We start from the raw sequence: 15,697 nt of genomic DNA, 5'->3' as shown, positions 1-15,697 counted from the left end.
CTCTAAAACTTGTATTCGTTACCTAGCCTAAACGGCGGCAGCACCTGAAACAATTTCCGAAAGTTCTTGCGTAATCGCAGCCTGACGGGCTTTGTTATAGACCAACTGCAAGTCACCGATAAGTTCACCAGCGTTGTCTGTCGCAGCTTTCATAGCAACCATACGGGCTGCTTGCTCAGATGCGATGTTTTCAACAACACCTTGATAAACTTGAGATTCCACAAAGCGAACCAACAAAGTATCTAACAATAACTTTGGATCTGGCTCGTAGATGTAATCCCACTGATGAGTAAACTCATCTTCTTCTGACTTAGGCAAAGGTAGCAGCTGCTCGATCACCGGGGTTTGAGTCATAGTATTTACAAACTTGTTGAATACTACGTACAAACGGTCCAGCTTGCCTTCGTTGTATGCTTCTAGCATCACACGTACTGTTCCGATCAAGTCGGCTAGCTTTGGAGCATCGCCTAAACCTGAAGCAGAAGCAGATACTTGTCCGCCAAAGCTATTGAAGAACTGGGCACTACGTGCACCAATTGTACAGAATTCAACTTCTGCACCAGCATCACGCTGTTTCTTCACGTCTGCGACAACCTTCTTGAAAAGGTTGACGTTCAGACCACCACAAAGACCACGGTCGGTTGACACAACAATGTAACCAACACGCTTAGCTTCTCGCACTTCCAAATATGGATGCTTATATTCGAGAGAACCTTGCGCCACGTGACCGATCACCTTACGCATATTTTCTGCATACGGACGACTAGCTGACATGCGATCTTGTGCTTTACGCATTTTGCTCGCAGCAACCATTTCCATTGCAGACGTGATCTTCTGAGTGTTTTGAACACTCGCGATCTTGGTTTTAATCTCTTTAGCGTTGGCCATCTTTACTCTCCAATTCTGGACCTGAGGTGCCAGAGGCACCTCTAAAATTTACCAGGTTTGGGTTTCTACGAACTTGTCCAAGCTAGCCTTCAACTCACCTTCGATGTCAGCGTTATAATCGCCAGTATCGTTGATGGTCTTCATTAGGTCAGCATGTTCACTGTTCATGAAAGAGAGCAGAGACGCTTCGAAGTTACCAACTTTGCTTAGCTCAACGCTCTTCAAGTAACCTTTTTCAGCTGCGAAAATAGACACAGACTGATCAGCGATACTCATTGGAGCATATTGCTTTTGCTTCATTAGTTCGGTAACACGCTCACCATGCTCAAGCTGAGCACGAGTTGCATCATCTAAGTCAGATGCAAACTGTGAGAACGCTGCAAGCTCTCGATACTGTGCAAGTGCGGTACGGATACCACCAGACAGTTTCTTGATGATCTTAGTCTGCGCAGCACCACCAACACGAGAAACAGAGATACCTGGGTTAACAGCTGGACGTAAGCCAGAGTTAAATAGATCTGTTTCAAGGAAGATCTGACCATCGGTAATCGAAATTACGTTAGTCGGTACGAATGCAGAAACGTCACCAGCTTGAGTTTCAATAATTGGTAGAGCAGTCAAAGAACCAGTTTGGCCTTTAACTTCACCTTTAGTGAACTTCTCAACATACTCGGCGTTAACACGTGAAGCACGTTCCAACAGACGAGAGTGAAGATAGAATACATCACCTGGGTATGCTTCACGTCCTGGTGGACGCTTAAGAAGCAATGAGATTTGACGGTAAGCAACTGCTTGCTTAGACAAATCATCATATACGATTAGTGAGTCTTCACCGCGGTCGCGGAAGTATTCACCCATTGTACAACCAGAGTATGGAGCCAAGTATTGCAGTGCAGCAGCTTCAGAAGCTGTAGCAACAACAACAATGGTGTTCGCCAAAGCGCCGTGCTCTTCTAGCTTACGTACAACGTTAGCGATGGTAGAAGCCTTTTGGCCTACCGCTACGTATACACACTTAATGCCAGAATCTTTTTGGTTGATAATCGCGTCAATCGCTAGAGCGGTTTTACCGATCTGGCGGTCACCAATGATCAATTCACGTTGTCCACGACCGATTGGGATCATAGAGTCAACAGCTTTATAACCAGTTTGCACTGGCTGATCGACTGATTTACGCTCAATTACACCAGGTGCAATTACTTCAACAGGAGAGAAACCATCGCTATCGATAGGTCCTTTACCGTCAATTGGTTCACCTAGCGTGTTGACTACGCGGCCTAATAGACCACGGCCAACAGGTACTTCCAAAATACGGCCTGTTGTTTTAACTTTGTCGCCTTCTGCCAAAGTGGCATAAGGGCCCATTACTACGGCACCGACAGAATCACGTTCTAAGTTCAACGCGATTGCAAAACGGTTGCCAGGCAGCTCGATCATTTCACCCTGCATCACGTCGGCTAGGCCGTGGATGCGGATGATGCCGTCACTTACTGCAACGATAGTACCTTCGTTGCGAGCTTCACTAACGACTTCGAACTGCTCGATCCGCTGTTTAATCAGATCGCTGATTTCAGTGGAATTCAGTTGCATGCTCAAACTCCCAATTACGACTGCAGCGTATCAGACAGACGCGAAATTTTTCCGCGGACCGAGCCATCAATGACTAAGTCTCCTGCCGTGATAATTACACCAGCAATAAGGCTGGTATCTATGCTGCAATTCAGCTTAACTTTGCGTGCTAGACGTTTCTCTAGAGAAGCGCTCAGCTCTTGTAGTTGCTCTGAGTTTAGCTCAGTCGCTGAAACGATTTGCGCTTCAACTTCTTTCGCGTACTCACGTTGCATCTCAACAAATTGTTGAGCAACAGCAGGTAGCGCAACTAAACGACCGTTTTCAGCCATTACCTTTAACAGGTTCTGAGCTTGCTCGTTGATTTGCTCGCCACAAACTCCAATAAAGAGTTCTGCAAGCTTATTGCTGGCCATAGCGCCAGACAGTAATGGCTGCATAGCTTCGTTTTCACTAACTAATGCGGCAAAGTTAAGCATTTCTGCCCAACTTTCTACTGCTTTCTGTTCAAGAGCGAACTCAAAAGCTGCCTTTGCGTAAGGACGAGCGATGGTGGTTATTTCAGCCATAACTCAAGCTCCTTATTTAAAGTTCAGCAACAAGTTTATTAACTATGTCACTGTGTGCGGCTTCATCAATCGAACGTTCAAGAATCTTCTCTGCGCCAGCAATAGCTAATACAGCTACTTGCTTACGTAGATCTTCTTTCACGCGATTACGTTCGTTTTCAATTTCAGCATGTCCCTGAGCGATGATTTTCGCACGCTCGGTATCAGCTTCAATTTTTGCTTCATCAACGATTTGAGCTTTGCGTTTATTTGCTTGCTCAATAATTTCGTTTGCTGTTGCTTTAGCGTCTTTCAGCTGCTCTGTGGCTTTCACCTGAGCTAGCTCTAAATCTTTTGCAGCACGTCCTGCATCAGCTAGCCCATCAGCAATTTTCTTCTGGCGTTCTTCGATAGCGTTCATCAATGGCGGCCATACAAACTTCATGCAAAACCACACAAAGAGAAGAAAAGAAATCGCTTGGCCTAGCAGGGTAGCGTTAATACTCATAACGACAACTCCTTCTAAGGGGGACGATTAGCCTGCCAATTGACCTAAGAACGGGTTAGCGAATACGAAGAATAATGCAACACCAACTGCAATCATAGAGATCGCATCAAGTAGACCAGCTACGATGAACATTTTAGTTTGAAGTGCAGGAGCAAGCTCTGGTTGACGAGCAGAAGCTTCTAGGAATTTACCACCTAGAATAGCAAAGCCAATACCAGTACCTAGCGCTGCTAAGCCGATCATAATTGCAACAGCGATTGCTGTAAAGCTAATTACAGTTTCCATTTTATCTCCGATAAGTATCTAATTTTAATAAATTAATGGTCTTCATGTGCCATGCTTAGATATACAATCGTAAGCATCATGAAGATAAACGCCTGTAGCACAATCACCAAAATATGGAAAATGGCCCAAGGCACTGATAATGCAAACTGAGCCCACCAAGGCATCAGTGCTATCAGAATAAAGATCAACTCACCTGCATACAGGTTACCAAACAGACGAAGCGATAATGAAATCGGCTTCGCAACCAAGGTTACTGTTTCCAAAACAAAGTTGATTGGAATTAGTGCCCAATGATTGAAAGGCTGCATAGTCAGTTCTTTAGTGAACCCACCAACACCTTTAACCTTGATACTGTAGAAAACAATTAACGCGAATACACTTAGAGCTAAGCCCAAAGTAACGTTCAAGTCAGTTGTAGGTACAATCTTTAGGTAAGGTACGCCTAATAATCTGTTTGCGGCCTCAGGTACAAAGTCAACAGGGATCAAGTCCATTAAGTTCATCAGGAAAACCCAGACGAAAATAGTAAGACCTAATGGTGCGATAACTGCATTTTTCCCATGGAATGAGTCTTTTACAATTTTATCTACACCTTCCACGCACATTTCAACGAAACATTGAAGCTTGCCTGGAACGCCAATTGTTGCCTTCTGTCCTACTTTGTAGAATAACCACAAAAATAGAACCCCTAGACCAACTGAAAACAAAAGTGAGTCAATGTGCCAAGTCCAAAATCCAGCATCTTGACATGCATAGTTAAAAGCAATCCCGCCATCAGCGGAACACATTTTCGCATTAGTCAGGTGATGCTGGATATAGTCGGAAGCCGTTATGGTTAACGTGTCATCCCCAGTTGTCGCCATGATTAATCTCACTTAATTTTGTTTGAAGTATAAAGGGGCTGTCCAAGGTACGATTAACACAAGCAAATAACTGGTGAATAACGGCATAAATGACGATTTCATCAAACCAAATGCAAGCGAAAATAACACAATGGTTAACAGCAACTTTACCGCTTCCCCCAGGAAAAAAGACCGTACGACTTTTCCTGATGCTTGTGCTCCCGCATGGGAAAAAGCTAGGGTTGCGAACACAAAATTAGGGAGTACAGCAATAGCACCACCTGCCAAAGCAGATAAGCCATACGGTCCCCCCCACATAGCGAAAAAGAAAACTGAAACACATCCAGTCATCGCTGCCTGTAGCAACACTAATTTATAGGCTGTCCACCGGCCACGACGTGCTAAAACCTTGCTCAATTTAACTTCTCCGCATTATAACTTCTTGTTTCGATGACCGGATTACAAATATCCGTAAAAACTCGAGGTACAAAAAGCTTGCGAAAGTATACCGTTTCAGGCTTTCAAAGCAAGTTTAAGTGTTAGAAAAAGGAGACTTTTAGCGTGATCTACGCCAAAAGTCTAAAAAGGTAAGATTAACGAATGTCACAAAATTACATAATATAGTGTTAACTTTGTTTATTTAACGAATTTTGCTGATAATACCCTCTAATTCAGCCAGATCTTGGTAGTTTATTACCATTTTACCTTTACCCTTCTTGTTATGGGTTAACGTAACCTTGGCACCAAGTCTTTCAATTAGTTGGGTCTCTAAACGCACTACATCATGATCTTTAGCTGGTTTTTCGACGATTTCAGTTTCGTTTAAGGTTTTGTTGACTATTCGTTCTGTTTCGCGAACTGTTAATTCTTTAGAAACAACCAATCGAGCTAGATTTGTCTGCTCATCACCGCTAATTGCTAGTAGTGCGCGACCGTGTCCCATGTCGATATCACCATATTCAAGCATACGCTTAACAGGCTCATTTAATCCATTGAGTCGTAGTAAATTTGAGACAGTTGCACGAGATTTACCAACAGCATCAGCAATTTGCTGATGAGTTAACTCGAACTCTTCAATAAGACGGTTCAATGCAATCGCTTCTTCCATTGCATTTAAGTCTTCACGCTGAATATTTTCGATTAGCGCGATAGCAACAGCGGCTTCATCAGGCACTTGCTTAACAATACAAGGAATCGATGATAACCCAGCCAATTGCGATGCACGCCAACGACGCTCACCAGCAATAATTTCATAGCTTTCAGGAGAGACTTTACGCACGACGATTGGCTGTATAACACCTTGGGCACGAATTGACTCAGCCAGCTCTTCCAGCGCTTCAGACGACATATCTTTACGCGGTTGATATTTACCAGGCTGCAGTCTATCTATATCTAAAGTAATTAGATCATCATTCTTGATATCTTGTTCTTCATTGGCAGCAATAGGATCTGCGCGCTTACTTGCAGCTTGGCTGGTACTTAACAGTGCATCAAGCCCTTTACCCAAGCCTCTTTTTTTCAATGTCATTTCTAATCCTTAAACTTGCTCAGCCTGAGTGAGCTGCTCTGCACGACGAATAATTTCGCCTGCGAGTGCTAGATAGGCTTTGGCCCCTGCGCTCGATTTATCATAATACATTGCTGGAGCTCCAAAACTTGGCGCTTCAGCTAAACGAACATTCCTTGGGATCACGGTACGGTAAACTTTTTCACCAAAATGCTGTTTCAATTGATCAGAAACATCATTAGAAAGTCGGTTACGAGGATCATACATGGTACGTAAGATTCCTTCGATATGTAGACCAGGGTTAACCATAGCACCTAGTTTGCTAATGGTATCCATCAATGCTGTTAAACCTTCCAATGCGTAATATTCGCATTGCATAGGCACTAATACCGAGTCAGCAGCCGACATTGCATTTACGGTAAGCATGTTTAATGATGGTGGACAATCGATGAAAATAAAATCGTAGTCATCTTTAATTGGGGCGAGGGCATTGCGCAGTCGGATCTCGCGAGCAAAAAACTCCATTAACTTGATTTCAGCTGCCGTCACATCACCGTTACCGGCAATCAGATCGTATTTGCCGTTCGTATCTCGGCAGACAACATCTTCAAATGGCTTTTCTTCAACTAACAACTCATAAGCTGTGTTTTCGACAGTATATTTATCAATACCACTACCCATAGTTGCATTGCCTTGTGGATCAAGATCGATCAACAAAACACGGCGTTTAGTTGCAGCCAAGGAAGCAGCTAAATTTACACAAGTTGTTGTTTTTCCGACGCCACCTTTCTGGTTGGCCACGGCAATTACTTTACCCACAATATCACCCTGTAAGTCACTTTTATTATATTTCTAAACAAGCCTTCGCTTAGAAAATTAGCGCACAAATCTAACGGTTATTAGTAATAAGTTGCTTTAAGCACCGAAAGATTGCAACTTCCTAAGCGCTTTAATCACAATAGCTTACTCTATCTAGCCACGATTAATAGCGGCGAAGACAAACAAGCTTACAACCCAAAATTAGATAGGGCTGCATTTTAATGACTTAGTCTTGCTTTATAACGCGCAATAAATGGCGCTGCTCATCAAGCTTTGGCACGTTAAGTTCAATAGTGTCAGTTACCACAAAGCCTGCAGGTAACTGTGACATCTCATCTTCGCTCAATTGCCCCTTTAGTGCATAGAAGCAACCATCGTTTTTTGGTAAGTGATGGCACCAATGCAACATATCTTGAATTGACGCAAACGCACGGCTCAACACACCGTCAAACAACTCTTCTGGTTGGTAAGCCTCTACACGGCTTTCTACTGAAGAAATATTGTTGATCCCCAACTCAAACTGTACCTGCTTTTGAAAACGAATACGCTTACCTAAGCTATCTAGCAATACAAATTCCTTATCAGGATTTAAGATCGCTAACGGGATCCCCGGTAAACCTGGACCTGTACCAACGTCGATAAAGCGCGATCCTTTTAGGTGCGGTGATACCACTAAGCTATCCATAATATGACGGATCAACATTTGCTCTGGATCGCGCACTGACGTTAAGTTAAACGCTTTATTCCATTTATTGAGCATGCCAACAAAATCTACCAGCTGCTGTTTTTGCTGCTCTGTAGCAGTTAAGCCGACTTCGGCTAAATAATCATTTAATTGGGCAGATAACACAGTGTATCCTCAAAATAAAGCGAATCAGAAATCAATAGGTATTATGAAGTGCTGAAAAGATGAAAGGAAGTCTTGAGACTTCCCTTTATCATGCAAAACTACCGAATATGTGGCGAACTATGCGCTTTTACGTAATAAACCACGTTTTTTAAGATGAACCAGCAAAATAGAAATCGCCGCTGGCGTCATACCTGAAATACGTGAGGCTTGTCCAATTGTTTCCGGTTTATGTTCGTTCATCTTGGCAATCACTTCGTTAGATAACCCAGGTACTTCTTGGTAATCCAGATCTAGCGGCAGTAAGGTGGTTTCATGACGAATAGCTTTGTCGATTTCACCTTGCTGACGTTGAATATAACCCGAATATTTAACTTGAATTTGAACCTGCTCTGCTGCGCGCTGATCTTCAAGTGAAGGACCAAAGCCTTCGATTGACATCAGTTTTGGATAATCCATTTCTGGACGACGTAACAGATCTTCAAACGTCGCTTCACGAGTGATAGGCGTATTCAAATGTGGATTTAATGCTTCGACCAAAGGTGAGTTCGGATGGATCCATTGACCACGAAGACGTTGTAATTCAGTCTCAATTGATTCCATTTTTTCACTGAACATTGCCCAGCGCTTGTCATCAACCAAGCCTAATTCACGACCCTTCTCAGTTAAGCGTAAATCAGCGTTATCTTCACGCAGTAACAAACGATATTCAGCACGACTAGTAAACATACGGTACGGTTCTTTGGTACCTAATGTCGATAAATCATCAACCAATACACCAAGGTACGCTTGATCACGACGTGGACACCAAGCATCTTTACCTTGCACTTGTAGTGAAGCATTCATACCGGCCAATAAGCCTTGCGCGCCAGCTTCTTCGTAGCCAGTAGTACCGTTGATCTGTCCAGCAAAGAATAAACCTGCAATGGTTTTAGTTTCTAGTGAGTTTTTAAGATCGCGCGGATCAAAATAATCATACTCAATCGCATAGCCAGGACGCATGATCTCTGCATGCTCCATACCTTTGATTGAACGAACTAAATTCAACTGCACATCAAATGGCAAACTGGTAGAAATACCATTTGGATAAATTTCAGTGGTATTTAGACCTTCAGGCTCAATAAAGATCTGATGCGATGTTTTATCGGCAAAACGATTAACTTTATCTTCGATAGAAGGGCAGTAGCGTGGACCAATACCTTCGATAACCCCTGAATACATAGGGCTTCTGTCTAATCCACCACGAATAATATCGTGAGTACGCTCGTTGGTATGCGTGATATGACAAGAAACTTGTTCAGGATGATCGTTTACATCCCCGATGAAAGACATAACAGGCAATGGATCATCACCTTTTTGCTCTGTCATCAATGAAAAATCAATGGTGTTAGCATCGATACGTGGTGGAGTTCCCGTTTTCAAACGGCCAACACGGATTGGTAGTTCTCTTAGTCTGTGAGCTAAGGCGATAGCTGGTGGATCACCGGCACGACCACCACTGTAGTTTTCTAGACCAATGTGGATCTTACCGCCTAGAAAAGTACCTGCAGTTAGTACAACAGCTGGTGCTTCAAACGCTAAACCCATTTGGGTTACTACTCCAACAACTTTTTCATTTTCAACAACAAGATCGTCTACAGCTTGTTGAAAAATACGTAAGTTAGGTTGGTTTTGTAAGATCGCTTGGATCTTATTGCGATACAAGGTTCTGTCCGCTTGTGCACGAGTAGCACGAACAGCTGGGCCTTTACTTGAATTTAATGTACGAAATTGAATACCTGCAAAATCGGTAGCAACAGCCATTGCTCCACCAAGTGCATCAATTTCTTTAACTAAATGTCCTTTACCAATGCCGCCGATAGCAGGGTTACAGGACATTTGTCCTAAAGTGTCTATGTTATGGGTCAGTAAAAGTGTTTTCGAGCCCATTCTAGCAGAAGCTAAAGCTGCTTCAGTACCAGCATGACCACCACCAACAACGATTACATCAAACCGTTCATGAAATTGCATTTCGACAGCCTTCGATTTTTAAAAGGATAAATTGTTTCTGAGCAGATCATTTTAGCATTTGCTTCGCTGAAGGTGAACGATCTATTTCGCTTGTTTTGATCAGGGTGGATCGCCTTAATAGATCTTAAGATCTTTATATAGATCTCTTATTATGTTTACTATTAGGATCGCTGTTTTCGGTGGATAACTCTATAAAGCTATTAAAATCAGTAGTTAGCGTTAAAAAGATCTTGTGATCTGATCGCGATCTAACTGACTTAAGCTTGTGGGTAGATCGCCTAGTTATCCACAAGGTGGATCATTGAGCAGATCGGATGTGAATTAATGCAGAAGTTGATCAGATCTAAATAATAGCTTATCCACATATTTATTAAATTAATAAGTTTTATGTGGATAAGTATGATCTAATCTGTGTGTTATTACTAAGAACCGCAATAATGATCGATTTTTATCGGATCTTAAAGTTGTTCTTGCCAGCCGCTAAGCCATGATAATGCAGGTTCTTCTGGGATCGGAGTATATTGAACATCTATTTGGATCTTATCCACATAGACTTTTGCGCCGCACTGACTTAGCTGCTCAATGAGCTTTTCTGGACCTTGGCAGAAAGTGTCGTAGCTTGAATCACCAATTGCACATAATGCGAATTTTACGTCACTTAGATCGGGGCTATTTAGACTTATTTCGTCGAAAAAAGGCACTATATTGTCTGGAAGATCTCCTGCACCATGGGTTGATGAAACGACAATCCATAATGAATTTAAGCTAAGATCGCTTAAATTTGGTGCCAAATGCACCATGGTTTGATGGCCTAAATCACTTAATTGATCGGATATTTCATCAGCAACATATTCCGCACTGCCGAGTGTCGTACCCACTAAAATCTCTACTTTTGCCATTTTCTATCCTAATTATTGATATTAAATAACGCTAAATTGGCTCACTATATTTCAAAATAGTGTCATATAGAGCTTAGCGTTTGTGTGCATCATAAGTGAAATTGGATTGCTAATCTTGTCACTTACGCTGATTTACATGCATTAATATCGGTGTATGAATGCCTGAAGTATTGTTAATTTGAGGCTTAGTTAGATTATATAAGCATTTAAACCGCCCCTTTTGGAGGTTGTTTTTTCAGCAAATAAGCTACCTCTATATATGGCTTTTATTAGCTTAAACCCTGCATCACGTTTATAAATCGGTGATAAAGGTATTTTAGTCTGCTACCCATACAAAAAGTAATGTACTGATAGGATTTGGAAAATGATAAATAAAATAATTCTGGATACTGACCCTGGAATAGATGATGCAATGGCTATCTTGTTTGCTGAAGCTCACCCAGCTATTGATTTGAAGGCTATAACTACCGTTTACGGTAATGCTACGATAGAAAATGGAACTAATAATGCTCTGTTTTTAAAACAGAAATATAATTTTAAAGCTGATGTTGCTCAAGGTGCTAGCCAGCCTCTGGTTCGTGAGCCTGTCGGTGCTACTGTGGTTGTACATGGTGAAACCGGATTTGGTGATGTTCATGCACCAAAGGTTACAGATTTACAAGCGGACTCGCGTTCTGCTTACCAATATATTATTGATGCAGTAAAAGCTGAGCCTGGTGAGATTACTTTAGTTGCAGTTGGCCCGTTAACAAACTTAGCGTTAGCACTTGAGGCTGCCCCTGAAATTGCTGATTTGGTTAAAGAAGTGGTTATTATGGGGGGCGCATTTGGTATGAACGGTCACCGTGGTAACGTAACACCGTTTGCTGAAGCCAATATTCACGATGATCCTCATGCTGCTGATATCGTTTTTACTGGGTCTTGGCCTGTTGTTGTTATTGGTCTAGATGTTACGGAAGAGAGCTTCTTTACCAAAGATTATCTTGATCAGTTACGAGATGATGCGGGTGAAGTGGGCCAGTTTATTTGGGATATTAGCCGCTATTATCTTAAATTTTATTCTGAGAAAGTAGGCTTAGAAGGTTGTCATGTTCATGATCCATCTGCTATTGCTTATGTTATCGATCCGACTCTATTTACCCTTCGTGAAGGACCTATTCGGGTTGTTACTGATGGACCAGCAGAAGGGCTAACTATTCAAAAGTTTGATGGGCGTAAGCACTTACACGATGATTGGGAATCAAAGCGTGCTCAGCAAGTTGGTGTGGCTGTTAGAGATCAAGAGTTGCTAAAGCTTTACCGTGACACAATTGTCGATTATGGGACTATTTAGTCATTGATCGACTTAGTTTGCAGACAATAAAAAAGCGAGGATTATCCTCGCTTTTTTATGTCAATAATTTGCGTTAATCAGCTAATATTTTGTACTTGTGATGCCAGTAGCCATATTGCTAAAACAAAAAATATTATGCCCATAAACTTATTTTGATAAGTTCTAAACTTTTCATTTTTCAGTAGTGGTTTTCCTACTGAACCCACCAATGCTACTAGCAATAAATTAAATAATAAGCCCATTACGTTTAACAATAAACCGAGTGCCAGCATTTGTTCACCAGAGCTGGCTGTGAGCTGAGTTGAAACAAACTGAGGCAAAAATAATACGAAGAATATTAACGCCTTTGGATTAAGTAAATTGCTAAACACCGCGCGTCGGTATAATAGCTTAGCGAGATCTTTTTGTTGCGTTATTTCAGGCGCTTCGGCCGCAGAGCTGCGCATGCAGTCCCAGCCCATTTTTAATAGATAGGCTCCACCTAAGACTCTTAATATCTCTAATGCTATGGGGTTCATTGCTATTACGGCTGAAACTCCCATTGCAGCCGCTAATGTCAATATCAACCCTGACGTGGCATTGCCAAAGCTGGCATAAATACCGACTTTCTTACCATAGCTTAAACTTGAGCTGGCTATTAACAGCATGTCTGGCCCAGGGATAAGTAGTAGCGCAACAACTGTTGTTAGGTAAAGTGGTAATAAGGCTAAGTCGATCATCATAAATATATAGGGTCAAAATTTGCGATTGAAACAAGGCGCGGATTCTACATTGATCGAATTGGAATGAAAGTGATACAGCTTGTAAAAGCGGGGACTAAATTGGCAGGCTTTGTTTACGCTAGGTCAAATACTCTAAATTGATTGCCTGACTTTGCTAGATTCTCATATCATTTTTTGTTTTGGCGCAAGTAAGTGTGAAATAGAAGCGTTAATTAGTTTATAAAAACACGCTATTTTATATAATTATTGCTCCACTACTGTTAAACAAAATTGTCACTTAAATGCTTAAAAATGGTTTTACTCTTATAGAGTTAGTTGTAACTATTATTATTTTGGCCATTCTTGGAGTGGTTGCAGCCCCTCGTTTTATGGATTTACAAGCAGATGCTCGAGCTTCGTCACTAAAAGGTTTAAAAGCTGAAATGCACGGAGTGATGAATGTACTCTATCCAAAGTCGGTTATACAAGGGCTAGCTGATAAACCTAAAGCTGATAAGAATAAAGGTGAAGAAAACTATATCGTTATTGATGGGGTAAAAGTTGATTTGGTTTATGGCTACCCTGCGGCTGATTCAGCTAATAGTTGGAGTAAGCTTATATTGGCTAAGTTTGAAGACTCGCAATTTAACCCTGAACGACCTGCTGATTGGTATTTTCAAAATAACGGCAATGATGATTTCATTCAATTTATGACTCAATCCAAGAAGTTTGTAGGTGATAATTGTTACCTTAAATACACAGAGGCGAAGAGTCCCACAATTCCTCCTGTATTTGAAATTATCGATTCTGGGTGTTAATTAAAAATTGAAAGTGTCGGCTATCTACCAAAGATACTTTATTGTTATAGGTTTATGTTATTGAAAGTAAATAGTAATTTTATATAAGAGATAGGTAATAGGTTTCACGTGGAACTTACAGGGATATTTATCGAAAAAGACTTCGCTAATTTTTTGGGCTATTAGTAGCTCGTTTAATTCGCTGATGAGACACAGGTTTTTTATTTTATTTGGATTAAGCCTCTGCGCTTTTCTGAGGATTTGTTGTCGAGTTTTAGAGCAACAATTTTTGAGTAAAGTAAATCAAAAGTTTGATCAGACTTTAGCTGTCTAAATTATCTTTTGCTGTTTTTAAATCCTGTGGATATCGAGGTTCGATCTTTTGCCGTTTTTTCTGAGTATAACTTATCTTGAAAGATCTATATTTTTAGTTTATCAAGTAGGTGAACATGTTTTTAATTAGAGTAATATTCCTTTTTAGACAAAGGGTTAGAGTTGTGAGGGCGTTTGGTTATAGATCTATCCACAGATCTATTTAGCTTGTTGATATCTCTGTTGATAGTTATCTATGATTTGGTGATCTCGATCATTATTTTCTGGCTTAGATCATTATTGATCGCACTAATTCAAAGGATCACTATTTAGTGAAACAAAAAGCCACAGTAGGTAACGCTACAGTGGCTTAGTATTTAGCTATATTGTGCTTGTTTTGTGCGCTTTATTTACCAATGCAGAATGAACTGAATATTTTGCCAAGGAGGTCATCTGATGTGAACTTACCAGTGATTTCTGATAATGCCATTTGGCACATGCGTAGCTCTTCAGCCAGTAACTCACCAGCTAGATAAATTTCTAACTGCTCTTTGCCTAGCATTAAGTGGCTGCTTGCTAAATCCAATGCCTCTAAATGACGACGACGGGCGATAAAGCCACCTTCAAGGTTACTTTGATAACCCATTAGTGATTTGAGGTGTTGCTTCAGTTCTTCAACGCCCAAACCTGTTTTAGCTGAAATGCGATAAACGCTATGGCCAGCTTCTTGGGTCACAGCAAGATCTTCACCTGTTAGATCCGCTTTATTGCGAACAACGGTTACGCCTAGATTATTTGGCAGACGATCGATAAAGTCTGGCCAAATTTCATGAGGATCTACGGCTGCGGTTGTGGTGCCATCCACCATAAACAGCACGCGATCGGCGGTTTTAATCTCGTCCCAAGCACGCTCGATACCAATTTTCTCTACGGTGTCGATGGTATCTCGTAAACCAGCAGTATCAATTATGTGTAATGGCATTCCATCTAAATGGATATGTTCACGTAATACATCACGTGTGGTACCGGCTATTTCGGTTACGATTGCCGATTCTTTACCTGCCAGCGCATTCAATAAGCTTGATTTACCAGCATTTGGACGACCCGCAATCACGACTTTCATGCCTTCTCGGATGATTGAACCTTGCTTAGCGCTGGCCTGTACTCCATCTAATTGGCCAATAATGCCATTTAAAGAAGCGGCAATTTTACCATCTGATAAGAAGTCGACTTCTTCATCTGGAAAATCAATGGCTGCTTCGACGTATAAACGTAGGTTAGTGACCTTTTCGACTAAGTCATGTACCTGAGTTGAAAATTCGCCCTGAAGCGAGTTAAGCGCGCTCTTAGCTGCTTGTTCACTGGTGGCGTCAATTAGGTCGGCAATCGCTTCGGCTTGAGTCAGATCGAGCTTATCATTCATAAAGGCTTGTTCACTGAACTCACCTGGCTTGGCGATACGTAAACCTTCGACTTCCATAACACGCTTAATCAGCATATCGAGAACTATTTGGCCGCCGTGACCTTGTAGCTCCAGTACGTCTTCACCGGTGAATGAGTTAGGCCCCTTAAAGAATAACGCGATACCTTGATCGATGACTTCACCGTTATCATCTTTAAAGTCACAGTAATCAGCATAACGAGTTTTAGGTATATGGCCTAAAACTGTCATTGCAACATTGGTGGCTAAGTCGCCTGATACACGAATAATACCTACACCACCGCGCCCTGGTGCGGTTGCTTGTGCCACGATAGTATCGGTTGTCATTACTGTTTTCCTAATCTGATTTTCAGTTATTTGCTTATACTAAGCAGCCACTATTGGTTTGTAT

Annotated in this window: 16 protein-coding genes; 2 read left to right on the top strand and 14 right to left on the bottom strand. The window is 41.6% G+C overall.

Annotation, left to right across the window (positions count from 1 at the left end):
- Positions 1–27: 27 nt before the first annotated feature.
- From atpG to mioC, 12 genes are all read right to left on the bottom strand, one after another.
- Positions 28–888, bottom strand: coding sequence for a F0F1 ATP synthase subunit gamma (gene atpG / locus AB4298_RS18765; RefSeq protein ID WP_220764214.1), 861 nt, complete (start codon positions 886–888; stop codon positions 28–30).
- A 48-nt stretch (positions 889–936) separates the two neighbouring features.
- Positions 937–2,478 carry a F0F1 ATP synthase subunit alpha gene (gene atpA, locus AB4298_RS18760; protein WP_220782133.1) on the bottom strand — a complete coding sequence of 514 codons (1,542 nt, stop codon included), beginning with the start codon at positions 2,476–2,478 and terminating at the stop codon, positions 937–939.
- Positions 2,479–2,492: 14 nt separating this feature from the next.
- Entirely contained in the window at positions 2,493–3,026 is a 534-nt protein-coding gene (atpH, locus tag AB4298_RS18755; RefSeq protein ID WP_220782134.1) for a F0F1 ATP synthase subunit delta, read from the bottom strand.
- Positions 3,027–3,042: 16 nt separating this feature from the next.
- Positions 3,043–3,513: a F0F1 ATP synthase subunit B gene (gene atpF / locus AB4298_RS18750; RefSeq protein ID WP_220764201.1), complete on the bottom strand. Its 471-nt coding sequence runs from the start codon at positions 3,511–3,513 to the stop codon at positions 3,043–3,045.
- Between the two features lie 27 nt (positions 3,514–3,540).
- Positions 3,541–3,798, bottom strand: coding sequence for a F0F1 ATP synthase subunit C (gene atpE / locus AB4298_RS18745; RefSeq protein ID WP_012157432.1), 258 nt, complete (start codon positions 3,796–3,798; stop codon positions 3,541–3,543).
- Positions 3,799–3,830: 32 nt separating this feature from the next.
- Positions 3,831–4,661 (bottom strand): F0F1 ATP synthase subunit A, encoded by an 831-nt coding sequence (gene atpB, locus AB4298_RS18740; RefSeq protein WP_220764198.1) that lies wholly within the window; start codon positions 4,659–4,661, stop codon positions 3,831–3,833.
- A gap of 12 nt (positions 4,662–4,673) precedes the next feature.
- Positions 4,674–5,057 carry an ATP synthase subunit I gene (locus tag AB4298_RS18735; RefSeq protein WP_249000596.1) on the bottom strand — a complete coding sequence of 128 codons (384 nt, stop codon included), beginning with the start codon at positions 5,055–5,057 and terminating at the stop codon, positions 4,674–4,676.
- A 223-nt stretch (positions 5,058–5,280) separates the two neighbouring features.
- Positions 5,281–6,168, bottom strand: coding sequence for a ParB/RepB/Spo0J family partition protein (locus tag AB4298_RS18730; RefSeq protein ID WP_371987892.1), 888 nt, complete (start codon positions 6,166–6,168; stop codon positions 5,281–5,283).
- Positions 6,169–6,177: 9 nt separating this feature from the next.
- Positions 6,178–6,966: a ParA family protein gene (locus tag AB4298_RS18725; RefSeq protein ID WP_249000594.1), complete on the bottom strand. Its 789-nt coding sequence runs from the start codon at positions 6,964–6,966 to the stop codon at positions 6,178–6,180.
- A 226-nt stretch (positions 6,967–7,192) separates the two neighbouring features.
- Positions 7,193–7,816 (bottom strand): 16S rRNA (guanine(527)-N(7))-methyltransferase RsmG, encoded by a 624-nt coding sequence (gene rsmG, locus AB4298_RS18720; protein WP_249000593.1) that lies wholly within the window; start codon positions 7,814–7,816, stop codon positions 7,193–7,195.
- A 117-nt stretch (positions 7,817–7,933) separates the two neighbouring features.
- Positions 7,934–9,823 carry a tRNA uridine-5-carboxymethylaminomethyl(34) synthesis enzyme MnmG gene (gene mnmG, locus AB4298_RS18715; protein ID WP_371987889.1) on the bottom strand — a complete coding sequence of 630 codons (1,890 nt, stop codon included), beginning with the start codon at positions 9,821–9,823 and terminating at the stop codon, positions 7,934–7,936.
- Between the two features lie 458 nt (positions 9,824–10,281).
- A complete protein-coding gene (mioC, locus tag AB4298_RS18710) occupies positions 10,282–10,722 on the bottom strand; it encodes an FMN-binding protein MioC (protein ID WP_249000591.1) in 441 nt (146 codons plus the stop codon).
- 364 nt (positions 10,723–11,086) lie between these two features.
- On the opposite strand from mioC, the gene AB4298_RS18705 reads away from it, so the two are divergent.
- A complete protein-coding gene (locus AB4298_RS18705; protein ID WP_249000590.1) occupies positions 11,087–12,055 on the top strand; it encodes a nucleoside hydrolase in 969 nt (322 codons plus the stop codon).
- 77 nt (positions 12,056–12,132) lie between these two features.
- On the opposite strand, the gene AB4298_RS18700 is transcribed toward AB4298_RS18705, so the two are convergent.
- The gene (locus AB4298_RS18700; RefSeq protein ID WP_371987887.1) at positions 12,133–12,777 is read right to left on the bottom strand and encodes a LysE family translocator; all 645 of its coding nucleotides are present in this window, start codon (positions 12,775–12,777) and stop codon (positions 12,133–12,135) included.
- A gap of 281 nt (positions 12,778–13,058) precedes the next feature.
- Here AB4298_RS18700 and AB4298_RS18695 point away from each other — a divergent pair, with 281 nt between their 5' ends.
- Positions 13,059–13,574, top strand: a complete 516-nt coding sequence (locus AB4298_RS18695; protein WP_371987885.1) for a type II secretion system protein — start codon at positions 13,059–13,061, stop codon at positions 13,572–13,574.
- A 697-nt stretch (positions 13,575–14,271) separates the two neighbouring features.
- Here AB4298_RS18695 and mnmE read toward each other — a convergent pair.
- A complete protein-coding gene (gene mnmE, locus AB4298_RS18690) occupies positions 14,272–15,633 on the bottom strand; it encodes a tRNA uridine-5-carboxymethylaminomethyl(34) synthesis GTPase MnmE (RefSeq protein ID WP_371987883.1) in 1,362 nt (453 codons plus the stop codon).
- Between the last annotated feature and the right edge of the window lie 64 nt (positions 15,634–15,697).

The organism is Shewanella sp. 10N.261.52.F9 (assembly GCF_041471165.1).
Lineage (GTDB): Bacteria > Pseudomonadota > Gammaproteobacteria > Enterobacterales > Shewanellaceae > Shewanella > Shewanella marinintestina.
Note: the sequence above shows the minus strand (reverse complement) of the source record. Positions and strands in the feature narration are given on the sequence as shown.

Excerpts from the sequence above, each read along its gene's own strand:
- atpG (WP_220764214.1), bottom strand. The coding sequence starts at position 888 with ATGGCCAACGCTAAAGAGATTAAAACCAAGATCGCGAGTGTTCAAAAC.
- atpA (WP_220782133.1), bottom strand. The coding sequence starts at position 2,478 with ATGCAACTGAATTCCACTGAAATCAGCGATCTGATTAAACAGCGGATC.
- atpH (WP_220782134.1), bottom strand. The coding sequence starts at position 3,026 with ATGGCTGAAATAACCACCATCGCTCGTCCTTACGCAAAGGCAGCTTTT.
- atpF (WP_220764201.1), bottom strand. The coding sequence starts at position 3,513 with ATGAGTATTAACGCTACCCTGCTAGGCCAAGCGATTTCTTTTCTTCTC.
- atpE (WP_012157432.1), bottom strand. The coding sequence starts at position 3,798 with ATGGAAACTGTAATTAGCTTTACAGCAATCGCTGTTGCAATTATGATC.
- atpB (WP_220764198.1), bottom strand. The coding sequence starts at position 4,661 with ATGGCGACAACTGGGGATGACACGTTAACCATAACGGCTTCCGACTAT.
- AB4298_RS18730 (WP_371987892.1), bottom strand. The coding sequence starts at position 6,168 with ATGACATTGAAAAAAAGAGGCTTGGGTAAAGGGCTTGATGCACTGTTA.
- mnmG (WP_371987889.1), bottom strand. The coding sequence starts at position 9,823 with ATGCAATTTCATGAACGGTTTGATGTAATCGTTGTTGGTGGTGGTCAT.
- mioC (WP_249000591.1), bottom strand. The coding sequence starts at position 10,722 with ATGGCAAAAGTAGAGATTTTAGTGGGTACGACACTCGGCAGTGCGGAA.
- AB4298_RS18705 (WP_249000590.1), top strand. The coding sequence starts at position 11,087 with ATGATAAATAAAATAATTCTGGATACTGACCCTGGAATAGATGATGCA.
- AB4298_RS18700 (WP_371987887.1), bottom strand. The coding sequence starts at position 12,777 with ATGATGATCGACTTAGCCTTATTACCACTTTACCTAACAACAGTTGTT.
- AB4298_RS18695 (WP_371987885.1), top strand. The coding sequence starts at position 13,059 with ATGCTTAAAAATGGTTTTACTCTTATAGAGTTAGTTGTAACTATTATT.
- mnmE (WP_371987883.1), bottom strand. The coding sequence starts at position 15,633 with ATGACAACCGATACTATCGTGGCACAAGCAACCGCACCAGGGCGCGGT.